19 protein-coding genes are annotated in these 17,405 nt (G+C 70.5%); 4 read left to right on the top strand and 15 right to left on the bottom strand.

Features of this window, described 5'->3' with window-relative positions:
* Positions 1–6 precede the first annotated feature (6 nt).
* A complete protein-coding gene (locus tag ACWC0C_RS23940) occupies positions 7–366 on the bottom strand; it encodes an NADH-quinone oxidoreductase subunit A (protein ID WP_003992243.1) in 360 nt (119 codons plus the stop codon).
* Between the two features lie 745 nt (positions 367–1,111).
* Between ACWC0C_RS23940 and ACWC0C_RS23935 the strand changes: the two genes are divergently transcribed.
* Both ACWC0C_RS23935 and def read left to right on the top strand, forming a co-directional pair.
* A complete protein-coding gene (locus tag ACWC0C_RS23935) occupies positions 1,112–1,912 on the top strand; it encodes a C40 family peptidase (RefSeq protein ID WP_449196379.1) in 801 nt (266 codons plus the stop codon).
* Positions 1,913–2,063: 151 nt separating this feature from the next.
* Positions 2,064–2,690 (top strand): peptide deformylase, encoded by a 627-nt coding sequence (gene def, locus ACWC0C_RS23930; RefSeq protein ID WP_450865748.1) that lies wholly within the window; start codon positions 2,064–2,066, stop codon positions 2,688–2,690.
* Between the two features lie 7 nt (positions 2,691–2,697).
* On the opposite strand, the gene ACWC0C_RS23925 is transcribed toward def, so the two are convergent.
* A complete protein-coding gene (locus ACWC0C_RS23925) occupies positions 2,698–3,990 on the bottom strand; it encodes a geranylgeranyl reductase family protein (protein WP_450865746.1) in 1,293 nt (430 codons plus the stop codon).
* 97 nt (positions 3,991–4,087) lie between these two features.
* On the opposite strand from ACWC0C_RS23925, the gene ACWC0C_RS23920 reads away from it, so the two are divergent.
* Positions 4,088–4,606: a GNAT family N-acetyltransferase gene (locus ACWC0C_RS23920; RefSeq protein WP_449196382.1), complete on the top strand. Its 519-nt coding sequence runs from the start codon at positions 4,088–4,090 to the stop codon at positions 4,604–4,606.
* A 109-nt stretch (positions 4,607–4,715) separates the two neighbouring features.
* Positions 4,716–5,024: a PASTA domain-containing protein gene (locus ACWC0C_RS23915; RefSeq protein WP_449196383.1), complete on the top strand. Its 309-nt coding sequence runs from the start codon at positions 4,716–4,718 to the stop codon at positions 5,022–5,024.
* Positions 5,025–5,055: 31 nt separating this feature from the next.
* Here ACWC0C_RS23915 and ACWC0C_RS23910 read toward each other — a convergent pair whose 3' ends face one another.
* The 13 genes from ACWC0C_RS23910 to ACWC0C_RS23850 all read right to left on the bottom strand — a co-directional run bounded on the left by ACWC0C_RS23910 (position 5,056) and on the right by ACWC0C_RS23850 (position 17,389).
* Positions 5,056–5,751, bottom strand: coding sequence for a demethylmenaquinone methyltransferase (locus tag ACWC0C_RS23910; RefSeq protein WP_450865745.1), 696 nt, complete (start codon positions 5,749–5,751; stop codon positions 5,056–5,058).
* Between the two features lie 109 nt (positions 5,752–5,860).
* Positions 5,861–6,460, bottom strand: a complete 600-nt coding sequence (locus ACWC0C_RS23905) for a hypothetical protein (protein ID WP_450865743.1) — start codon at positions 6,458–6,460, stop codon at positions 5,861–5,863.
* A gap of 7 nt (positions 6,461–6,467) precedes the next feature.
* Complete coding sequence (mqnC, locus tag ACWC0C_RS23900; protein ID WP_450865742.1) at positions 6,468–7,667, bottom strand: cyclic dehypoxanthinyl futalosine synthase; 1,200 nt, start codon at positions 7,665–7,667, stop codon at positions 6,468–6,470.
* Between the two features lie 81 nt (positions 7,668–7,748).
* Positions 7,749–8,528, bottom strand: coding sequence for a prepilin peptidase (locus ACWC0C_RS23895; RefSeq protein WP_450865740.1), 780 nt, complete (start codon positions 8,526–8,528; stop codon positions 7,749–7,751).
* Positions 8,525–11,446 (bottom strand): BTAD domain-containing putative transcriptional regulator, encoded by a 2,922-nt coding sequence (locus tag ACWC0C_RS23890; RefSeq protein WP_450865738.1) that lies wholly within the window; start codon positions 11,444–11,446, stop codon positions 8,525–8,527. Before ACWC0C_RS23890 ends, ACWC0C_RS23895 begins: the two co-directional genes overlap by 4 nt.
* Positions 11,447–11,570: 124 nt before the next feature.
* Positions 11,571–12,032, bottom strand: coding sequence for a TadE/TadG family type IV pilus assembly protein (locus ACWC0C_RS23885; RefSeq protein ID WP_450865736.1), 462 nt, complete (start codon positions 12,030–12,032; stop codon positions 11,571–11,573).
* Entirely contained in the window at positions 12,029–12,451 is a 423-nt protein-coding gene (locus ACWC0C_RS23880; protein WP_450865735.1) for a TadE/TadG family type IV pilus assembly protein, read from the bottom strand. Before ACWC0C_RS23880 ends, ACWC0C_RS23885 begins: the two co-directional genes overlap by 4 nt.
* Positions 12,451–12,912 (bottom strand): TadE family protein, encoded by a 462-nt coding sequence (locus ACWC0C_RS23875; RefSeq protein WP_450865733.1) that lies wholly within the window; start codon positions 12,910–12,912, stop codon positions 12,451–12,453. The genes ACWC0C_RS23880 and ACWC0C_RS23875 overlap by 1 nt, the downstream gene beginning before the upstream one ends.
* Before the next feature lie 21 nt (positions 12,913–12,933).
* Positions 12,934–13,185 carry a hypothetical protein gene (locus ACWC0C_RS23870; RefSeq protein ID WP_450865732.1) on the bottom strand — a complete coding sequence of 84 codons (252 nt, stop codon included), beginning with the start codon at positions 13,183–13,185 and terminating at the stop codon, positions 12,934–12,936.
* Positions 13,186–13,255: 70 nt separating this feature from the next.
* Entirely contained in the window at positions 13,256–14,179 is a 924-nt protein-coding gene (locus ACWC0C_RS23865) for a type II secretion system F family protein (protein WP_450865730.1), read from the bottom strand.
* Positions 14,176–15,120, bottom strand: a complete 945-nt coding sequence (locus ACWC0C_RS23860) for a type II secretion system F family protein (protein WP_450865728.1) — start codon at positions 15,118–15,120, stop codon at positions 14,176–14,178. Before ACWC0C_RS23860 ends, ACWC0C_RS23865 begins: the two co-directional genes overlap by 4 nt.
* A gap of 2 nt (positions 15,121–15,122) precedes the next feature.
* Complete coding sequence (locus tag ACWC0C_RS23855; protein ID WP_450865726.1) at positions 15,123–16,430, bottom strand: CpaF family protein; 1,308 nt, start codon at positions 16,428–16,430, stop codon at positions 15,123–15,125.
* Positions 16,427–17,389, bottom strand: coding sequence for a hypothetical protein (locus ACWC0C_RS23850; RefSeq protein WP_450865724.1), 963 nt, complete (start codon positions 17,387–17,389; stop codon positions 16,427–16,429). The genes ACWC0C_RS23855 and ACWC0C_RS23850 overlap by 4 nt, the downstream gene beginning before the upstream one ends.
* Positions 17,390–17,405 lie beyond the last annotated feature (16 nt).

The following is a 17,405-nucleotide window of genomic DNA, read 5'->3' as shown; positions in this document are numbered from 1 at the left end:
GGCTCCTCAGTCCCATTCCAGGCCGCCGCGCCGCCATACATACGCGTACGCGACGAAGACGGTGAGCACGAAGAGCAGCATCTCCACGAGCCCGAAGATCCCCAGGGCGTCGAAGGTGACGGCCCAGGGGTAGAGGAAGACGATCTCGATGTCGAAGACGATGAAGAGCATCGCCGTCAGGTAGTACTTGATCGGGAAGCGCCCGCCTCCGGCCGGCGTGGGGGTCGGCTCGATACCGCACTCGTAGGCCTCGAGCTTGGCGCGGTTGTACCGCTTCGGACCGATCAGCGTGGCCATGACCACGGAGAAGATCGCAAAGCCTGCCCCGAGGGCTCCCAGTACGAGGATGGGCGCATACGCGTTCACCGCTCCTCGCTCCTCTCAGTCGGCGCTGACTGCTGGCGGGTTGCACTGGGCTCACAGCCGCCTCACCGGTCCCACGAATCCCGCTCGTCCCGGCGAAGATCGAGAACATGTGAAGCAGGTCACAAGCCCAACTGCCACGCATCTTATGCCCGCCGCTCTGTGATCTGCGACACGGCGTATTACTCGACCTTTGTGATCTCCACCACCTGACGAAGGATCATGAAGTCGGATGATGAGTGATCTTCATACGCGAAGCGTTCAGTTGATCACCAGAAGTGACATTTTTGCGTGTCATTGCAGGCCGGAGGGGGCGTCTCAATATCAAGAGAGTTCCGCTGCATGCAAATTGGTGATGGACGCGGCCGCCTGATAGAGGAGCGCGTTCACACATCAGTGGTAGGGGCGGGACGCGGTGTGGACGCCGGTCCGGATGCGTGCACGCGTTCACGAGGCCCGCGCGCACAGGACGCCATGCTTCCGGTAATCGTTCCGTGACCTCCGCCACATCCATGAGAGGCCCCTGAGAACCGGGCTTGGCCAACGACCCCAAGCAGTGGTAAGCGTGGGGCAATTCGGACGTAATGATCAAAGACCGTGATCAAGGGCTTGATCACGTGCGTCCGCTATGTCCGTTACGGCGTCAATAAAGAGCGACACGCCCGGGATTCTCGGTCTCGATTGAGCAACTGTGGCGCAGCACACGTTTCTTGAAGATATGAAGGAGCCCCTGGTACCCGTTATCCCCATGTCCCACACCGCTCACATACGCAGCCACCGGAAGCCCCGCCGCAGCGCGTCGACCCTCGCGATGCGGGCCGGAGTTGCCGGTGGCGTCCTCAGCACCCTGGCAGTCGCCGGGGCGTCCGGCTCGGCGAACGCTGCCGAGCCGGTGACGCAGACCCTCGAACTGCCCACCCTGACGGCCGACCTGGCCGCTCAGGCGGCGAAGTCCGCGGACGCCACCCAGCAGGCAGCCGCGAACTACCAGCTGCAGGCCGAGCGTGACGCGGCCGCCGCAAAGGCCGCGAAGCAGGCCAAGTCGGACCTCGCGGAGGCCAAGCAGAAGGCCGCCGAGGCGAAGAAGAAGGCCGAGGAGGCCGCCCGCAAGGAGGCCGCCGCCCGCGCCTCGCGCAATGCGGAGCGGACGACGCTCTCCGCCACTTCGGACTCCGGCAGCACCTCCACGGCCACCGGTTCGGCCGCGGAGATCCTCGCTTTCGCCAAGGCGCAGATCGGCAAGAGCTACGTCCTGGGTGCCTCCGGCCCCAACGCGTGGGACTGCTCCAGCCTCGTCCAGGCCGCCTTCAGGCAGGTGGGCGTCAGCCTGCCGCGCGTCTCCCAGGACCAGTCGACCCAGGGCACCCAGGTCTCGCTGAGCAACCTGCAGCCGGGCGACATCCTGTACTGGGGCAGCGCGGGCAGCGCCTACCACGTGGCGATCTACGCCGGTGACGGCATGTTCGTCGGCGCGCAGAACCCGTCCACTGGCATCGTCGAGAAGCCGCTGTCGTACGACCCACCGACCGGTGCCGTGCGGGTGCTCTGAGCGCACCCACGCACCTCTCACGCGCGTAGGGCCGCAGCCGCTCGGGGGCAGCGGCCCTTGCGTCGTTCCCGGCACGTCGCAGCGGTGCCCCTGACATGCTCTGCTCGGGCCGCCGGCCGGCGGCCCGTCCAGGAGCGAAGGAGACAGCGCGATGCCACGCGTGTTCGTCCAGGGAAGGCCCGCCGACTACTACCCCCGCCACGCCCCCGAGGCCGGGCGCGGCGCGGTGCGCCGGATCACCGAGGTCGGCGAGGAGGTCCTACACAAGCCGTGCCGGGACGTCACGGAGTTCGGGCCCGACCTCGCCGCACTCGTCGACGACATGTTCCGCACCCTGTATGTCGCCGAAGGGGCGGGACTGGCGGCGAATCAGGTGGGGGTCGATCTGCGGCTGTTCGTGTATGACTGCCCCGATGACCATGGTGTCCGACATGTCGGACACATCGCCAATCCGGTGCTCGAAACGCCCACGAGCGGGCGGCGGTTGCTGGACGAGGGCGAGGGCTGCCTATCGGTGCCGGGTGCCGTGATGGCCGTACCGCGACCGGACCGGGCCGTCGTGCGCGGGCAGGACAAGGACGGCGAGCCGGTCGTCGTCGAGGGCACGGGGTACTTCGCCCGCTGCCTCATCCACGAGACCGACCACACCAACGGGTACATCTACCTGGATCGACTCTCCAAGCGGGAGAAAAAGGACGCGCTGCGGCAGATGGCGGACCGGCGGGACGAGGTGTTCGCCCGCCGGGCCACCAGGGCCGAGGAGCTGAGCCGGGGCTAGCGGCCGCTCACGCCTTCGGGGCCACCTTGCTCAGGCCGTTGATGATGCGGTCCATCGCGTCGCCGCCCGTGGGGTCGGTGAGGTTCGCGAGGAGCTTGAGGGTGAACTTCATCAGCAGTGGGTGTGTGAGGCCGCGCTGGGCGGCGATCTGCATGACCTTCGGGTTGCCGATGAGCTTCACGAAGGCGCGGCCGAGGGTGTAGTAGCCGCCGTAGGTGTCCTTGAGGACGCGCGGGTAGCGCTGCAGGGCGATCTCGCGCTGTGCGGGCGTGGCACGCGCGTGTGCCTGGACGATGACGTCGGCGACGATCTGGCCGGACTCCATGGCGTAGGCGATGCCCTCGCCGTTGAAGGGGTTCACCAGGCCGCCGGCGTCGCCGACCAGCAGCAGGCCGCGCGTGTAGTGCGGCTGGCGGTTGAAGGCCATGGGCAGGGCGGCGCCGCGGATGGGGCCGGTCATGTTCTCGGGGGTGTAGCCCCAGTCCTCGGGCATCGAGGCGCACCAGGCCTTGAGGACCTCGCGCCAGTCCAGCTCCTTGAAGGAGGCGGAGGTGTTCAGCACGCCGAGGCCCACGTTCGACGTGCCGTCGCCCATGCCGAAGATCCAGCCGTAGCCGGGCAGCAGACGGTCCTGGGCGCCGCGGCGGTCCCACAGTTCCAGCCAGGACTCCAGGTAGTCGTCCTCGTGGCGGGGCGAGGTGAAGTAGGTGCGCACCGCGACGCCCATGGGGCGGTCCTCACGGCGGTGCAGGCCCATCGCGAGGGACAGGCGGGTGGAGTTGCCGTCGGCGGCCACCACCAGGGGCGCGTGGAAGGTCACCTCGCGCTTCTCCTCGCCGAGCTTGGCGGTGACGCCGGTGATGCGGCCGGTGCGGTCGTCGATGACGGGCCCGCCCACGTTGCAGCGCTCGTACAGCCGCGCCCCCGCCTTCTGGGCGTTGCGGGCCAGTTGCTCGTCGAAGTCGTCGCGCTTGCGGACCAGGCCGTAGTTCGGGAAGGAGGCGAGATCCGGCCAGTCCAGCTGGAGTCGGGAGCCGCCGCCGATGATGCGCAGGCCCTTGTTGCGCAGCCAGCCGGCCTCCTCGGAGATGTCGATGCCCATGGCGACGAGTTGCTTGACCGCGCGCGGGGTGAGGCCGTCGCCGCACACCTTCTCCCGCGGGAACTCGGTCTTCTCCAGGAGCAGAACGTCGAGACCGGCCTTGGCGAGGTGGTACGCGGTCGTCGAGCCCGCCGGCCCCGCGCCCACGACGATCACATCTGCGGTGTTCTCGGAGAGGGGTTCGGTCACGACGGTCACGGCGGGATCTCCCCAAGTTCGAAATCAATGTGCCGACCGGCACTGAACATGGGCAGTCTATTCAGCAGAATTGATCACCCGGCTGAAGGGCTGCCCTGTGAACCGTCCTCTCCCCGCGGTACGGCTGCGCGTCCCCACCCACGAGGACGCGTTCGCCTGGCACCGGGTCTTCGGCGACCCCGAGGTCATGGAGTTCTACGGCGGCAAACCGGCCGCACTGTCGGTCTACGAGGAACTCACCGCGCGCCAGCGGCGGCACGACGCCGAACTCGGCTTCTGCCTGTGGACCATGCTGGACGAGTCCGGCGAGGTCATCGGCTTCACCGGAGCGCAACCCTGGCAGCCCGGCTGGGGTCCGACCGGGGAGATAGAGATCGGCTGGCGGCTCGGCCGCGCACACTGGGGCAAGGGGTATGTCACCGCGGCCGCGCGCGAGACGCTTCAGCGGGTGCGGGCGGCCGGGGTGCCGCAGGTGGTGGCGATGGTCCGGCCGGGCAACGAGCGGTCGATCGCGGTGACCCGGCGGCTCGGCATGGAGCCGGCGGAGACCTATCCGCACCCCACACTGGACGAGCGCGCCCTCTGTTTCCGACTCAGCCTCGATCACGTAGAGTAGTCATCTGTCACAGACAGGCACCGTCTCCTTCCGGCCGGGGCGCGCGGGAGTTACCCTTCCAGTACCGCTGGGGGTGACATCTGTGCGCATAACACCCAAAACACCCGAAGTGCGCGTGCCACGGCTGGTCGGACTGATGGCCGTGGACGCGCGCGAAACGGCCCGGGCGCAGGGCCTGTTCCTCAATGCGCCGGACCGCCCGGACTTCCACCTCGCGGTCGTCGACTACGTCGTACGCCAGTACCCGCAGCCCGGGGTCGAGGTGCCGCGGGACTCGATGGTGTACGTGTGGTTCGACTTCGGTGAGGGAGAGGGCGGCGGGGGCGTGCGCGAGCCGCGCATCCCACGGCCGCCGAGGGGTGGGATGCAACGCGAACTCGGCGAGCCCGGTGACGCCTTCGAGATGATCAACCGCTGAGGCCTCGCCCAAAGGGCCTCGGATATGAGGCTCAGCTCTCCTTGAAGCCCCGGTGCAGCGCGACCACACCCCCGGTGAGGTTGCGCCAGGCCACCTTCGACCAGCCCGCCTTGCGCAGCCGTTCGGCGAGGGCGGGCTGGTCGGGCCAGGCGCGGATGGACTCGGCGAGATAGACGTAGGCGTCCGGGTTCGAGGAGACCGCGCGCGCGACCGGCGGCAGGGCCCGCATCAGGTACTCGGTGTAGACGGTGCGGAAGGGCGCCCAGGTCGGGTGCGAGAACTCGCAGATCACCACGCGCCCGCCGGGCCGGGTCACCCGGTACATCTCGCGCAGGGCCGAGTCCGTGTCCTGTACGTTGCGCAGCCCGAAGGAGATCGTCACCGCGTCGAAGGTGTCGTCCTTGAACGGCAGCCGCGTCGCGTCACCGGCCGTGAACGGCAACCAGGTGTGCTTCCTCTTGCCGACCTGGAGCATCCCGAGGGAGAAGTCGCAGGGGACGACGTACGCACCCGTGCGTGCGAAGGGCAGCGAGGACGTGGCCGTACCGGCGGCCAGGTCGAGGACCTTCTGCGCGGGGCGCGCGTCGACCGCCTTCGCCACCTCCTTGCGCCAGCGCCGGTCCTGGCCGAGCGACAGTACGTCGTTCGTCAGGTCGTACCGTTCCGCCACGTCGTCGAACATCGAGGCGACTTCGTGCGGCTGCTTGTTCAGGGAAGCGCGGGTCACCCGCCCATTGTGGCAGCAGGGGGTACGGCGCCCCGGAAGCGCCCTCGCCTACGCCCGCGCGGCGCACGCCCGGCCGACGAAGGTCCCGGGTCCGCCCGGTGCCCCGGGATCAGCGGCCCCGGTACACCAACCGCCCGCCGATCACGGTCGCCACGCAGGTGCCGGCGCCGCGGCGGACCAGTTCGGCGCGGTCGGCGACGTCGAACACGGCGAAGCGGGCGGGTCCGCCCGGGACGAGCCGCGGCAGCAGGATCAGCGGAGTCGGGGACAGCGCCGCCGGGCCCGGAAGGCGGTCGGGCCGCTGCCCCACCGCGAGCCCGGCCCTGCGCACCGCGTCGACCACGGCCCGCGACCGCAGTTCCCCGGCCACCGCCACCGTGCCGTGTGCCAGCATCCGCTGCACCCCGCGTCGCGCGCTCGCGCCGAGGCGTGCGGGATCACGGCGGAAGATCTCCCGGGCGCGCTCCCCGCCGATGGGTTCAGTACCGAGGGCGTCGGCCTCGCGGGGGTCGGGGTGGTAGGTGGCCTCCAGCAACTCCGGACCGTACGGGTTCAGCAGCCCAGGGGTGAGGATGCCGGGCCAACGCCGCACCTTGGCCCGGGGCTCGGCGGCGGCCAGTTCCTCGTACGGGCCGACGGCGGCGACGGACGCCCCGTCGACCAGAACCGCCGTCTCGGGAGAGCGCTCGGCGAAGTGAAGTGTCAGCACAGCGCGCCTAGTTGGACGCCAGCAGCTTCAGTTCGGGGTGGGCCGTGCCGCCCTCGATGGCCGTGGAGGAGATGTGGGAGACCACGCGGTCGTCGACGGGGTCGTTCGCCGGGTCGTCGTGGACGACGAGGTGCTCGTACGTCGTGGCGCGCTGGGCCGGGACACGGCCGGCCTTGCGGATGAGGTCGATGATCTCCAGGCGGTTGGAGCGGTGCTTGGCGCCGGCCGAGGAGACCACGTTCTCCTCCAGCATGATCGAGCCGAGGTCGTCCGCGCCGTAGTGCAGCGACAGCTGGCCGACCTCCTTGCCCGTGGTGAGCCACGAGCCCTGGATGTGCTGGACGTTGTCGAGGAAGAGGCGAGCGATCGCGATCATCCGCAGGTACTCGAAGAGGGTGGCCTGGGTGCGGCCCTTCAAGTGGTTGTTCTCGGGCTGGTAGGTGTACGGGATGAACGCGCGGAAGCCGCCCGTACGGTCCTGTACGTCCCGGATCATGCGCAGGTGCTCGATGCGCTCGGCGTTCGTCTCGCCGGTGCCCATCAGCATGGTCGAGGTGGACTCCACGCCCAGCCGGTGCGCGGTCTCCATGATCTCCAGCCAGCGCTCGCCGGACTCCTTGAGGGGCGCAATGGCCTTGCGGGGGCGCTCGGGGAGCAGCTCCGCGCCGGCGCCCGCGAAGGAGTCGAGGCCCGCCTCGTGGATGCGGGTGATGGCCTCCTCGACCGAGACCCCGGAGATACGGGCCATGTGCTCGACCTCGGACGCGCCCAGGCTGTGGATCACCAGCTGGGGGAAGGCCTCCTTGATGGCCCGGAAGTGCTTCTCGTAGTACTCGACGCCGTAGTCCGGGTGGTGGCCGCCCTGGAACATGATCTGGGTGCCGCCCAGTTCGACGGTCTCCGCGCAGCGGCGCAGGATGTCGTCGAGGTCGCGGGTCCAGCCCTTGTCCTTGTCCTTGGGGGCCGCGTAGAAGGCGCAGAACTTGCACGCCGTGACGCACACGTTCGTGTAGTTGATGTTCCGCTCGATGATGTACGTCGCGATGTGCTCGATACCGGCGTACTTGCGGCGGCGTACGGCGTCGGCGGCGGCGCCCAGCGCGTGCAGCGGGGCGTCCCGGTAGAGGTCGAGGGCTTCCTCGGGCGTGATGCGTCCGCCCGCTGCGGCTCGGTCGAGCACGGACTGGAGGTCGGCCTTCTCGGTCACCGGGCGTCCCTTTCGTCAAGGTTCGTCAAGGGGTGTGAACGGACCGAACCAGCCTACGCCAGCGCTTTCCCCGTAAAGACGTCAGGCCGCGTACGCGCCGATCAGCAGCCCGGCGAAGGCGCCGGCCAGCAGGAACGGGCCGAAGGAGATCGCCGTCTTGCGTCCCGCCCGCCGTACGACGACGAGCGCACCGCCGTACAGCGCGCCCAGCAGGAAGCCGGCGAAGGCGCCGAGCAGGACCGTGGACCAGCCGTACCAGCCGAGCACGGCGCCCATGCCGACGGCCAGTTTCACGTCGCCGAAGCCCATGCCGGAGGGGTTGATGAGGAACAGCACGAAATAGCCGGCGCCGAGAGCAAGAGCACCGTACAGCGCGGTGAGCCAGTGGCCGGCGTGTTCGGGCAGCAAGGCGGCGAGGCCCAGCAGGCCGAGCGCCGCGCCCGCGAGGGGCAGGGTCAGCGGGTCGGGCAGCCGCTGCACTCGGAGGTCGATCACGGCCAGCAGCACCCCGGCCGGTGCGAGCAGCAGCCAGACACCCAGCTCCGGGCGAGTCCCGGTGGCGGCGGCGAGAGCGGCGCACAGGAGTGCGGTCGCCGCGGACAGCAGGAGGACGGAGGGCGCGTACGGCGGCCCGGCCACATCGCCCGACTCGGCCGGCGGCTCCGGGGAACCCGCGCCGCCCCGCGTGCACTGCCCGCAGCGCGTCGGTCCGAGCCAGCCCCCGAGCGGGTGTCCCCACGGACACCGATCGCGCCACCCCTCCCCCGCCTGGACGGCGAAGCGGTAGGCGGCCCTGGGCAGCAGGGCTCCCGCCGCCGCGCCCCACAGCGCGGCGGCGGCCCACAGCAGCACGTCGCTCATCCGGCTGCGGCGATGCCCTCGCGCCAGGTGGGCACGAGTTCGTCGAGGAGGGCCTCGGTGCGCGGCGGAAGGCCGCGGGCGCCGCTGCGGGAGAGGAAATCGGCGGCACGTACGCGCAGGCGGTCCGAGTCACCGGTGGCATGAATGACCCGCAGGAGCTCGTTCCACAAGCGCTCGTCCGCCGGAGCGGTCTTCAGGGCCGCTTCGAGCGCCTCGATCGCCTTCTCCGTGCGGTTCTTCTCCATATGGAACGCCGAGAGCGCAAGACCGATGTCCGCGACGAGCAACGGGAGCTGAGCATCGATGATCTCGTGGGTGAGCCAGCCGTAGCGGCCCTCGGGGCGGTCCGCGAGCAGCGGGCCGCGCACGAGAACCAGCGCATCGGTCAGGAGGCGACCGCGTACCGCACGGCTGTTGACGCCCTTGCCCTGGGTGGCCTCGTGGTAGAGCGAGCGCAGCACGTCCAGGTCCGAGACGACGGCCTTGGCGAGGATGAGCCGGCCGGCCCCGTCCACGCTCAGGCGAGGGCCGCCGTCAGGGTCGTTCCCGAGCCAGGCGCGCAGTCGCTCGATGAGCGCGTCACGCACGTCCTCGGTCACACCGCGCGGCCACAGCGCGGAGGCCAGGACACGCGGGTGGACGCCCTCGCGGTGCATGAGCAGGAGCGCGAGCGCCTCGTGCAGCAGGGCGCTGCGGTCGCCGTCCGGGGTGTCGAGGCCGATGATCTCGTACGGCCCGACCAGGCGCGCGTACACCGCGGGCCGGCCCTGTTCGCTGATGTCGACGAGGAAGGGCGGACTGCTGGACGGGCCGTCCGGGTCGTGTTCCGGGTCTGCCTGAGCGAACAGCTCCACGACCGCGCGCTGCTGTGCGGCCGGCAGCAACTGGGCGTCCAGTTCCAGCCCGAGGAGCGGTGCGAGCAGCTTGCCTTCATGCGTGATCTGCATCTCCCAGGCAGCACCAGGCAGGCCGTCCGTCTCCGTGCCGACGAGGTAGCCGATGCCGAGGCGGCTGGCGTCAGCGGCGAGTTCGGCGAGCTTGCGCGCGTCCTCGGCGGAGGGCTGAGCGGCCAGCAGCACCAGATGCGGGGCCCAACGGGTGTGCTGGGCCGGGCCGGTGCGGCCGGTGAGCACGGAGTCGTGCCCGGCCGCACCGAGTGCGCCGCGCCGCTGCCGGGTCTCGGCCTCCATGGCTTCGATCAACGCCTCGATGTCATCGAGGTGGCGCAGGCGGTTGGGCGCGAGCGCGGTGAGGTCCTGGCCGAAACCCACGAGAGTGATGGTCATACGGTCCGACCAGCCGTTGGTGGCGAGTTCGGCGGCGACCGAGGCGAACACCGCGGCCCGGTCGGACTCACGGCCGCTCAGCGACACGATGCCGGGTACCGCCTCGAGGTTGAGCAGCAGCCGGGAGCCGTCCATGGTGCCGAGGCTGACCAGGCCGGGGTAGGGAGCGGCGGTGTCGGTGTCGTCGTAGCGCTCGGCGTCCGCGCGCGACAGCGTCCAGAAGGTCTGGTCCTGCCCCGGCCTCCAGGGCGCCGGCGGCTTTCCGGACGGCTGGGCGAGCTGCAGGTGCAGGTCGCCGCGGCTGAGCCAGACGGCGTAGACGACGGGCAACGGGCGGGACTCGGCGGCGAGGGCGGCGGCGAGCCCGCGCAGCGACCGGTTCAGAAGCCGTACGGCCTCGGGGTCGGCGCCGACGAGCAGCGCCTCCTGGGCGTTCTGGGCGTCGCCGGTCGGCGTGGGCGGTTCCATGCCGCGCCGGCCGCCGACGGCGGCGAGCGCGGACTGCCACAGCGCCTGCCGACGCCGGTGGCCGAGGGCGGCGAGCAGACCGGCGGCGAGCAGTGGAGCACCGACGAGGGCTTCGGACAAGCCGAAGGAATGGTCCTGGGAAGCGGTGGCGTGCTGCCGCGACTGCTGTCCGGCACCGTCGGCGCCCGTGCCCGTGGCCGGCCCGCGTTGCTCGGGCCGGGCCACGTGGCCGCCACCCTGGGCGTGCTGCCGCTGTCCGTGGGCGTGGTGGCCGGTCTTGTCGTACTGCTGTATCTGGTGCTGCGCGGCCGGGGAGATGTGCTCGTCGGGCATCTCGACGAGTTCGCCACCGTGGGCGTCGCCGGGCATCTCCATGATCCAGCCGGGACGGATCAGGCTGGCCTCGGTGAGGCGCGAACCGTCTGCCTGGAGGCGGTCCTTGTTGAGCTCGTAGATCTCCTTGTACCGGCGGCCGTCGCCGAGGTGGCGCTGGGCTATCTCCCACAGGGAGTCGTGGTGGCGCCCCTCGGGTGGCTGGATCCGGTAGAACTTGGTGGCTCCGTGCTTGCCGCTGTCGGACTTGGCCCGCGCCGCGACGTGGTCCACGTGTTCGGCGACGGCCGCGGCGCCCTTGGCCTGCTGCCCCGGGGTCTTCTGGGCGGACGCGATCGTGCCCTTGTGGTTTCCCTCCAGGCCGGAGTTGTGCCCGAGCTGCGACAGCCCGGGGGTGAGGCTGGCGGCGGTGGCGCCGACCAGGAGCAGCGCGGTGACGAGCTGCCGGGCGAGCAACTGGCTGGGGCCGGCGCCCGGGACGCGGCCCGGCAGACCGACACCGGAGAGGGCGGCCTTGACCTCCACGAGCACGCAGGCGGTGAACTGGGCCCAGGCGAGCCAGACGACGACGGTGAGCACGTGCAGGAAGGTCTGCACGGTGATCTGCTGCGTCAGCCAGTCCTGCGACGGCATCCCGTGCGGCAGCGGCCAGCCCACCTCTACGGCGAGTGCGCCTGGCACGCCCACGACCAGCGCCAGCAGGGCGACGAACGCGAGGAACGCCTTGACGAAGTCCCCCAACGTACGCCGCTGCACGCGCACCGGCTGAGGTGTCCGATTCCGCGGGCCCGTCGGGCTTCCCGTCGAGCCTGATGTGCTGCGTCGCGCCATGGCGGGTGTCCTGGGTCGTGTGAGTGGGAGGAGTGGGGCGGAGGGACTGGGGGGTACAGAGATCCTATTGACTGGGACTGACAGCGTCGAAGGTCGCGCGTTCCACCATGTGGGGGCCCCGGCCTCAGCCGACCTCGTTCTTCGCGACCGAGCGGCCGTGTACGACCACGTCGCCACCGTAGAACAGGCCGGTGAACACCGGCTGGTAGGTCAGCTGGACCTCGACCTCCACATGCTCGGCGTCGGCCGCGACGCAGTGGGTCGCACCGATGTCCGCGGAGCTCATGCCCATCTCGCGGGCGAACGCCTTCACCCGGGCGTCGCAGTCCTGGTACTTGATCGGCGCCGCACCGCCGTCGTTCTCGTACAGGGCGTTCTTGTCGATGTCCTGGGCGGCGTACCGGGCGGCCTGTTCCGCGATGTCGGCCGCGCGTTCCCGCTTGGAGATGGACAGGCCACCGTCGATGACGAAGGCCGCCAGAGCGAGGAAGACCAGGGCGAAGATGATGACCGCTCCCGCGCCGGAACCCCGGTCGTCCAGGCGGCTCCGGCGCGAGGACCACCAGGTGGGGACGATGTCTCTCACGCCGACCTCCGGAACGGGTCCAGCGGGGAGGAGAAGCGCGCAGAGAGGTGGGTGGGGATGTTCAGGCCCAGCATGGCCAGGCCGCGCACCTGGCAGCTCACCTCGACCGTGAAGATGGTGTCGGGCGCGAAGCCCTGGCTGGTCTGGACGACCGAGACCGGGCCGGAGCAGACGTCCGACAGGTCCGCCTCGGCGGCCTTGCGGGCCTCTGCCAGCGCCGTCGCGTGGTCCTTCTGGATCGAGCCGGCGCGGGCCGCGTCCCGGGCGGCACCGTCGACCGCGCCCCGGCCGTCGACGAGTTGACCGAAGGCGACCAGCACGAGGATGAAGAGGATCAGCACGGGGGCGAGGATGACCACCTCGACGGTGGACAGGCCCCGGTCTGCGCCGGCGCACCGCTTTCCCAGCCAGGAGAGCACTAGTTCTCGCCGTCCTTCACGAACCGCTCCACCGGCCCCGCCGACTGGGCGTGGACGGTGAGGTCGAGGCCCGGGAACACCGTCGGGACCCGTGCCGTGATCACCACGCCGACCGTGTGCGCCTCCGGCTGCACCGTCTGCACGTCCGGTGAGAGCACCAGTTGTGGGCCGAGCTGGCGGATGTAGGAATCGGCCACGTCCTTTGCCTCGCCGCGCCAGGCACCGGGTTCGGCGTCGGCGGTGGCGCGCGCCTTGCGGGCGCCCGCCTGGGCCGCCGCCTGGGCCACGTGATCCGCGAAGAAGTACAGGGCGAACTGGACGGTCGCGAAGATCATGAAGAAGAGGACCGGCGTGAGCAGCACGAACTCGATCGCGGTCATGCCGGAGTCGGCGGTCCGGCCGCGCGCGGCCGTCATCCGCCGTCGCACCCATCTGCCGACGTTCACCAGCAACCCCGTCATCCCGTTGTGCAGTACGCGTGGTCAGCAGGTCTTGGACGCGCTCGCGCCCTTGATGCAGTCGCCGACCTTGTTGGCGCCATCGCTCAGCGCGCTGTTGATGATGGCGGCCACCACGCCGACGATCGCCACGACGACCGCGGAGATGATGACCCACTCCACCGCCGAGGCACCGCGGTCCAGTTCGCCGGAGCGGGCGCGCTCGACGCGGCCGCGCAGGAAGGTGACCAGGAAGTCCATCGCCGGAATCCCGGTACTGAAGTCCCGTCCGTTCATTGTGGGTCGTCCCCTTTGTCTTCTTGGTACAGCAGCTCGAAACAGCAGTTGGAGAAGGTCTTCTGATCGCTCACACCTGGAACACCCGCATGGCCGCCGGGAAGATCAGGAACACCAGGAATCCGGCGCAGAGCAGCAGCTGGGCCACGAGCATCGACTGCGACTTCTCTCCCGCACTGCCCTCGATCTCGGCAAGTTCGCGGTGCCGCATGGTCTCGGCGCGGGAGGCGAGGGACTCACGCACCTTGGCTCCGTCGTCCGCTACGAGGGCCAACGACGCCGACAGATCCTTCAGCTCCTCCACGCCCAGTTCCTCGCCGAGCATGCCGAGTGCCTGCCACTGGCTGTGCCCGGTGATCCGGGCATCGGCCAGGGCGTTGCGGATGCGCTGGTTGGCCCAGCCGTCGGAGACCTCGGCCGCCGCCATCAGTGCCTCCGGCAGACCACGGCCGCCGGCCAGACTCATCGACACCAGGTCCAGATACGCCCCGATGACCCGGCGCAGATCCCGGCGCTTGTCGGCCGCGTCCCGCCGTACCTCCAGGTCGGGCAGGAAGAAGAACAGGGCTGCACACAGCAGGGCCAGCCAGACCGGGATGACGGGGCTGGAGCCGAAGCCCATCGTCCAGACCACCGCGAAGAGGAACGGCCCGAAGATCAGGCCGACCACCGCCAGCAGAACCTTGGTCGCGAGGAAGTTCTCCCAACTCCGCTCCAGGACGGCCAGGTCCGCGCGGAGCGAACGCTGTTCCCAGCCCTGCTGGAGATAGAACTCCGAGACGCGGACACCGATGCGGGCACGCACAGTGCCGAACCGGCCCTGGGCCTCCTTCGTCTGGCGCACGGACTCGTACGCCGATCCGCGCGCCCGCAGTGCGTCGATGCGCGCGACCTGGGCGACCGCGCTGCGTCTGGTCGGCATCAGGGCGCGGATCAGGGCGTAGACGCCCAGACCGAGGACGACACCGACGACGATCGGCAGGGTAAGACTCATCCCCGTACCCCCTCTTCCTGCGCCGCCGGGGTACGCGGCCGTACGAGCAGGACCGACGACTCGTCCCGGACCAGGAACCGTTCGGGCGTCTCGATGGTGGACAGTTTGCGCAGCCACCAGAAACCAAGCGCGAACAGGGCGCAGACGACGGCGAGGACGAGCTGTCCCACGGGGCTGCCGTACGGCGCGACGAAGTCCCGGTTGAAGACGGCGAGTCCGAGGACGAACGCGACCGACACCGCCACGACGATCTGCACCGAGCGCCGGGTGGAGGCGCGCTGGGCCATCACGCGCTGGCGCATGTCGACCTCCTCGCGTGCGGACTTGGCGAGCGCGCCGAGCACCTGCCGCAGACCGGGCCCGCGCAGCCGGGCGTTGAGGATCAGCGCGGCGACGATGATGTCGGCCGAGGCGTCATCGATCTCGTCCGCGAGCAGCTGCAGCGCGTCGGGCAGCGGGGTACGGGCGCGGAGCCGGTCGACGAGCGCATCGAGGTGGGGCCGCAGCACGGGGGCGGCCGCTCTCGCGGACGCTGGGATGGCCTGCTCCAGGCCGACGGCACCCGCGATGGTGTCGCGCAGGGACTCGGTCCACGACGCGAGGGCCTCCACACGGCGCATGGCGGCACGTTCCTCGGCGGCACCGCCGAAGAGCCGGTTCCAGAAGAAGACGAGGATGCCCGCGGCGATGCCGGCAACCGCCCAACGGGTCAGCAGCAGCACCACGAGCCCGATGACGACGGCGAGCGAGCCGCGGCGCCCCGCGAACCGGGCGAGTTCGGCGGCGCGTTCGTTGGCCCGTTGCTTTTCGTGCTCGGGCTTCGCGGGCAGGCCACGGATCGCGATCAGCAACAGCGCGAGTCCGCCGCCGACGGCGACGCCGCTGCCGATGGAGTACAGGACCGTGGTCGAGAACAGGGCGCCGAGTACACCGAAGTCCATGCTCACCCCCAGTTTCCGTGGGGCCGGTAGCCGTGGACCATCAGGTCCTCCAGGCAAGCGACGGGCGCGTGCGGTACGACCCGTCCGTCAGGGGCCTCGGCGAAGACCTCACTGGACAGCACGCGGCCGTCGACGCCGTTGACCTCGCGTACCGAGGTGACCATGCGCTGGAGGCGTCCGCCGGTCTGGTAGTTGTTGCGCCGCTGGATGAAGACGACGAAGTTGACCGCGCCCGCGATCAGCATCTGGCTGGCCTCGATGGGCAACCGCTCGGCAGCCTGCAACGCGTACGTGGAGATACGGTTGAAGACCTCGCTGGAGCTGTTGGCGTGGATCGTGGACAGCGAGCCGTCGTTGCCCTGTGACATCGCGTTCAGCATGGTGACGATCTCGTCGCCGAGGACCTCACCGACGATGACACGGGAGGGGTTCATACGCAGCGACCGCCGCACCAGCTCGGCCATGCCGATCGCCCCCTGCCCCTCGGAGTTGGGCAGCCGCTCCTCGAAGGCGACGACGTTCGGGTGCAGGTCGGGGAAGGTGTCGAGGCCCAGCTCCAGGGCACGCTCGACGGTGATGAGCCGCTCGTGCGGCGGGATCTCGTTGGCGAGCGCCCGCAGCAGGGTGGTCTTACCGGCGTTGGTGGCACCGGCGATCATGATGTTCTTGCGGGCCCGGACCGCGCAGGCCATGAAATGGGCGACCTCCGGCGTCAGCGTGCCGTTGCCGACGAGGTCGGATATGAACACCTTGCCCATGCGGGCACGCCGGATGGACAGCGCGGGCCGCCGGGCGACGTCCATGACGGCGGAGAGCCGGGAGCCGTCGGGCAGCCGCAGGTCCAGCTGCGGGTTGGCCGAGTCGAAGGGCCGGGAGGACAGGCCGGAGTAGGCGCCGAGCACCTGGATCAGCTCGATGAGCTCCTCGTCGGATTCGGCGACGGGCTCACCCGTCACCTCGCGCCCGTCGGCGTAGCCGACGAAGACCTGATCGCAGCCGTTGATGTCGATGTTCTCGACCTCGGGGTCGTCCAGCAGCGGCTGAAGCCGTCCCACGCCGAACAGTGCCGCGTGCACGGCGGCCGCGTACTGCTCCTCGGTCTCGGCGTCCAGCGGCGTACGGCCGGCGTTGATCTCGGCGCGGGCGTACTCCTCCAGGATCTGCGCGATCACCGCGCGGGCGTACTGCCGCTCGTCCTCCGGGGACATCGGCGCGACGCCGCTGACCTGGTCCAGCCGCCGCTGTTCGGCGATACGGTCACCGGCATCCTGCCGGAACCGCTTGACCAGCTGGTGGTCGACAGCGGTCATCGGCCAGCCCCCGCGTGGCCCTGCTGAGGCTGGTACGGCGGCTGCTGTCCGCCCTGCTGAGGCTGGTGCTGTCCGCCCTGCTGAGGCTGTCCGCCCTGCTGGGGCTGGCGGTACCGGGCTTGCTGAGCCTGGTGGGCCTGCTGGGCCTGGACGGAGACGGCCCAGGCGGCGCCGTACTGCTGGTTCAGATCGGCGGCGATCTTGCGGGCCGAGCGGACCAGCAGCGACTTGTCGAGGCGGCCACGCTTGCGGCCGGCCAGCATGTCGGCGCCGGCCGGGTCGTCGGCGAGGGTGCCCATGACCCGGGCGCCGGTCTGCGCGTGCACCAGCATGTCGTTGACCTGGTGGACGAGCTTGCCGGAGCCGGCCGGGTCGGCGATCAGGACGACCCCGATGAGGGGGGTGGCAAGCGCGGCGGCACCGCGGGACCCACCGTGCAGCCGCGTGGACAGGTGGGCGGCCCGGTCCCGGACCCGGGCCAGCGCCTCCGGCTCGGTACGGGAGAGGAGCAGCACCAGCGCCGCGTGTGGGAACAACTCGACGGCCGGGGTGTCCCCGCTGACGCGCCCGCAGTCGGCGATGACGTCGGCGGGCGCATGGGGCGAGTCGGCAAGGGTGGCGAAGGAGTGTCCGAGGGTCGGCCACAGGCTGGCCAGCCCGCCCGCCTGCTCGGCGATGCCGAGCCCCACGAGTACCTCCAATCCCCCACTCAACGGCTGGACGTGGTCCCACAGTTGATCGGGAACCAGCCCGCGCCGGGCGGTCGCGGCTATCGACAGCAGCCCGGTGTTGGGGTTGAGCGGCCCGCCGTGCGCGGCGGTACTGCGGTAGACGAGGTCGCCGCCCGCCGGGTCGGTCTCGGCAAGCAGGACGCGGCGCGGCCAGACCGCCGCGAGGGCGACGGCCGCCGTGGTGACGCCGGGTGAACCCTTGTCGGCGGCGAGAGCGATGAGCGCCATGGGGTGGAGGCCGCCT

This window comes from Streptomyces sp. NPDC001709, from assembly GCF_053596375.1.
This window is presented reverse-complemented; position numbering and strand designations above follow the sequence as displayed.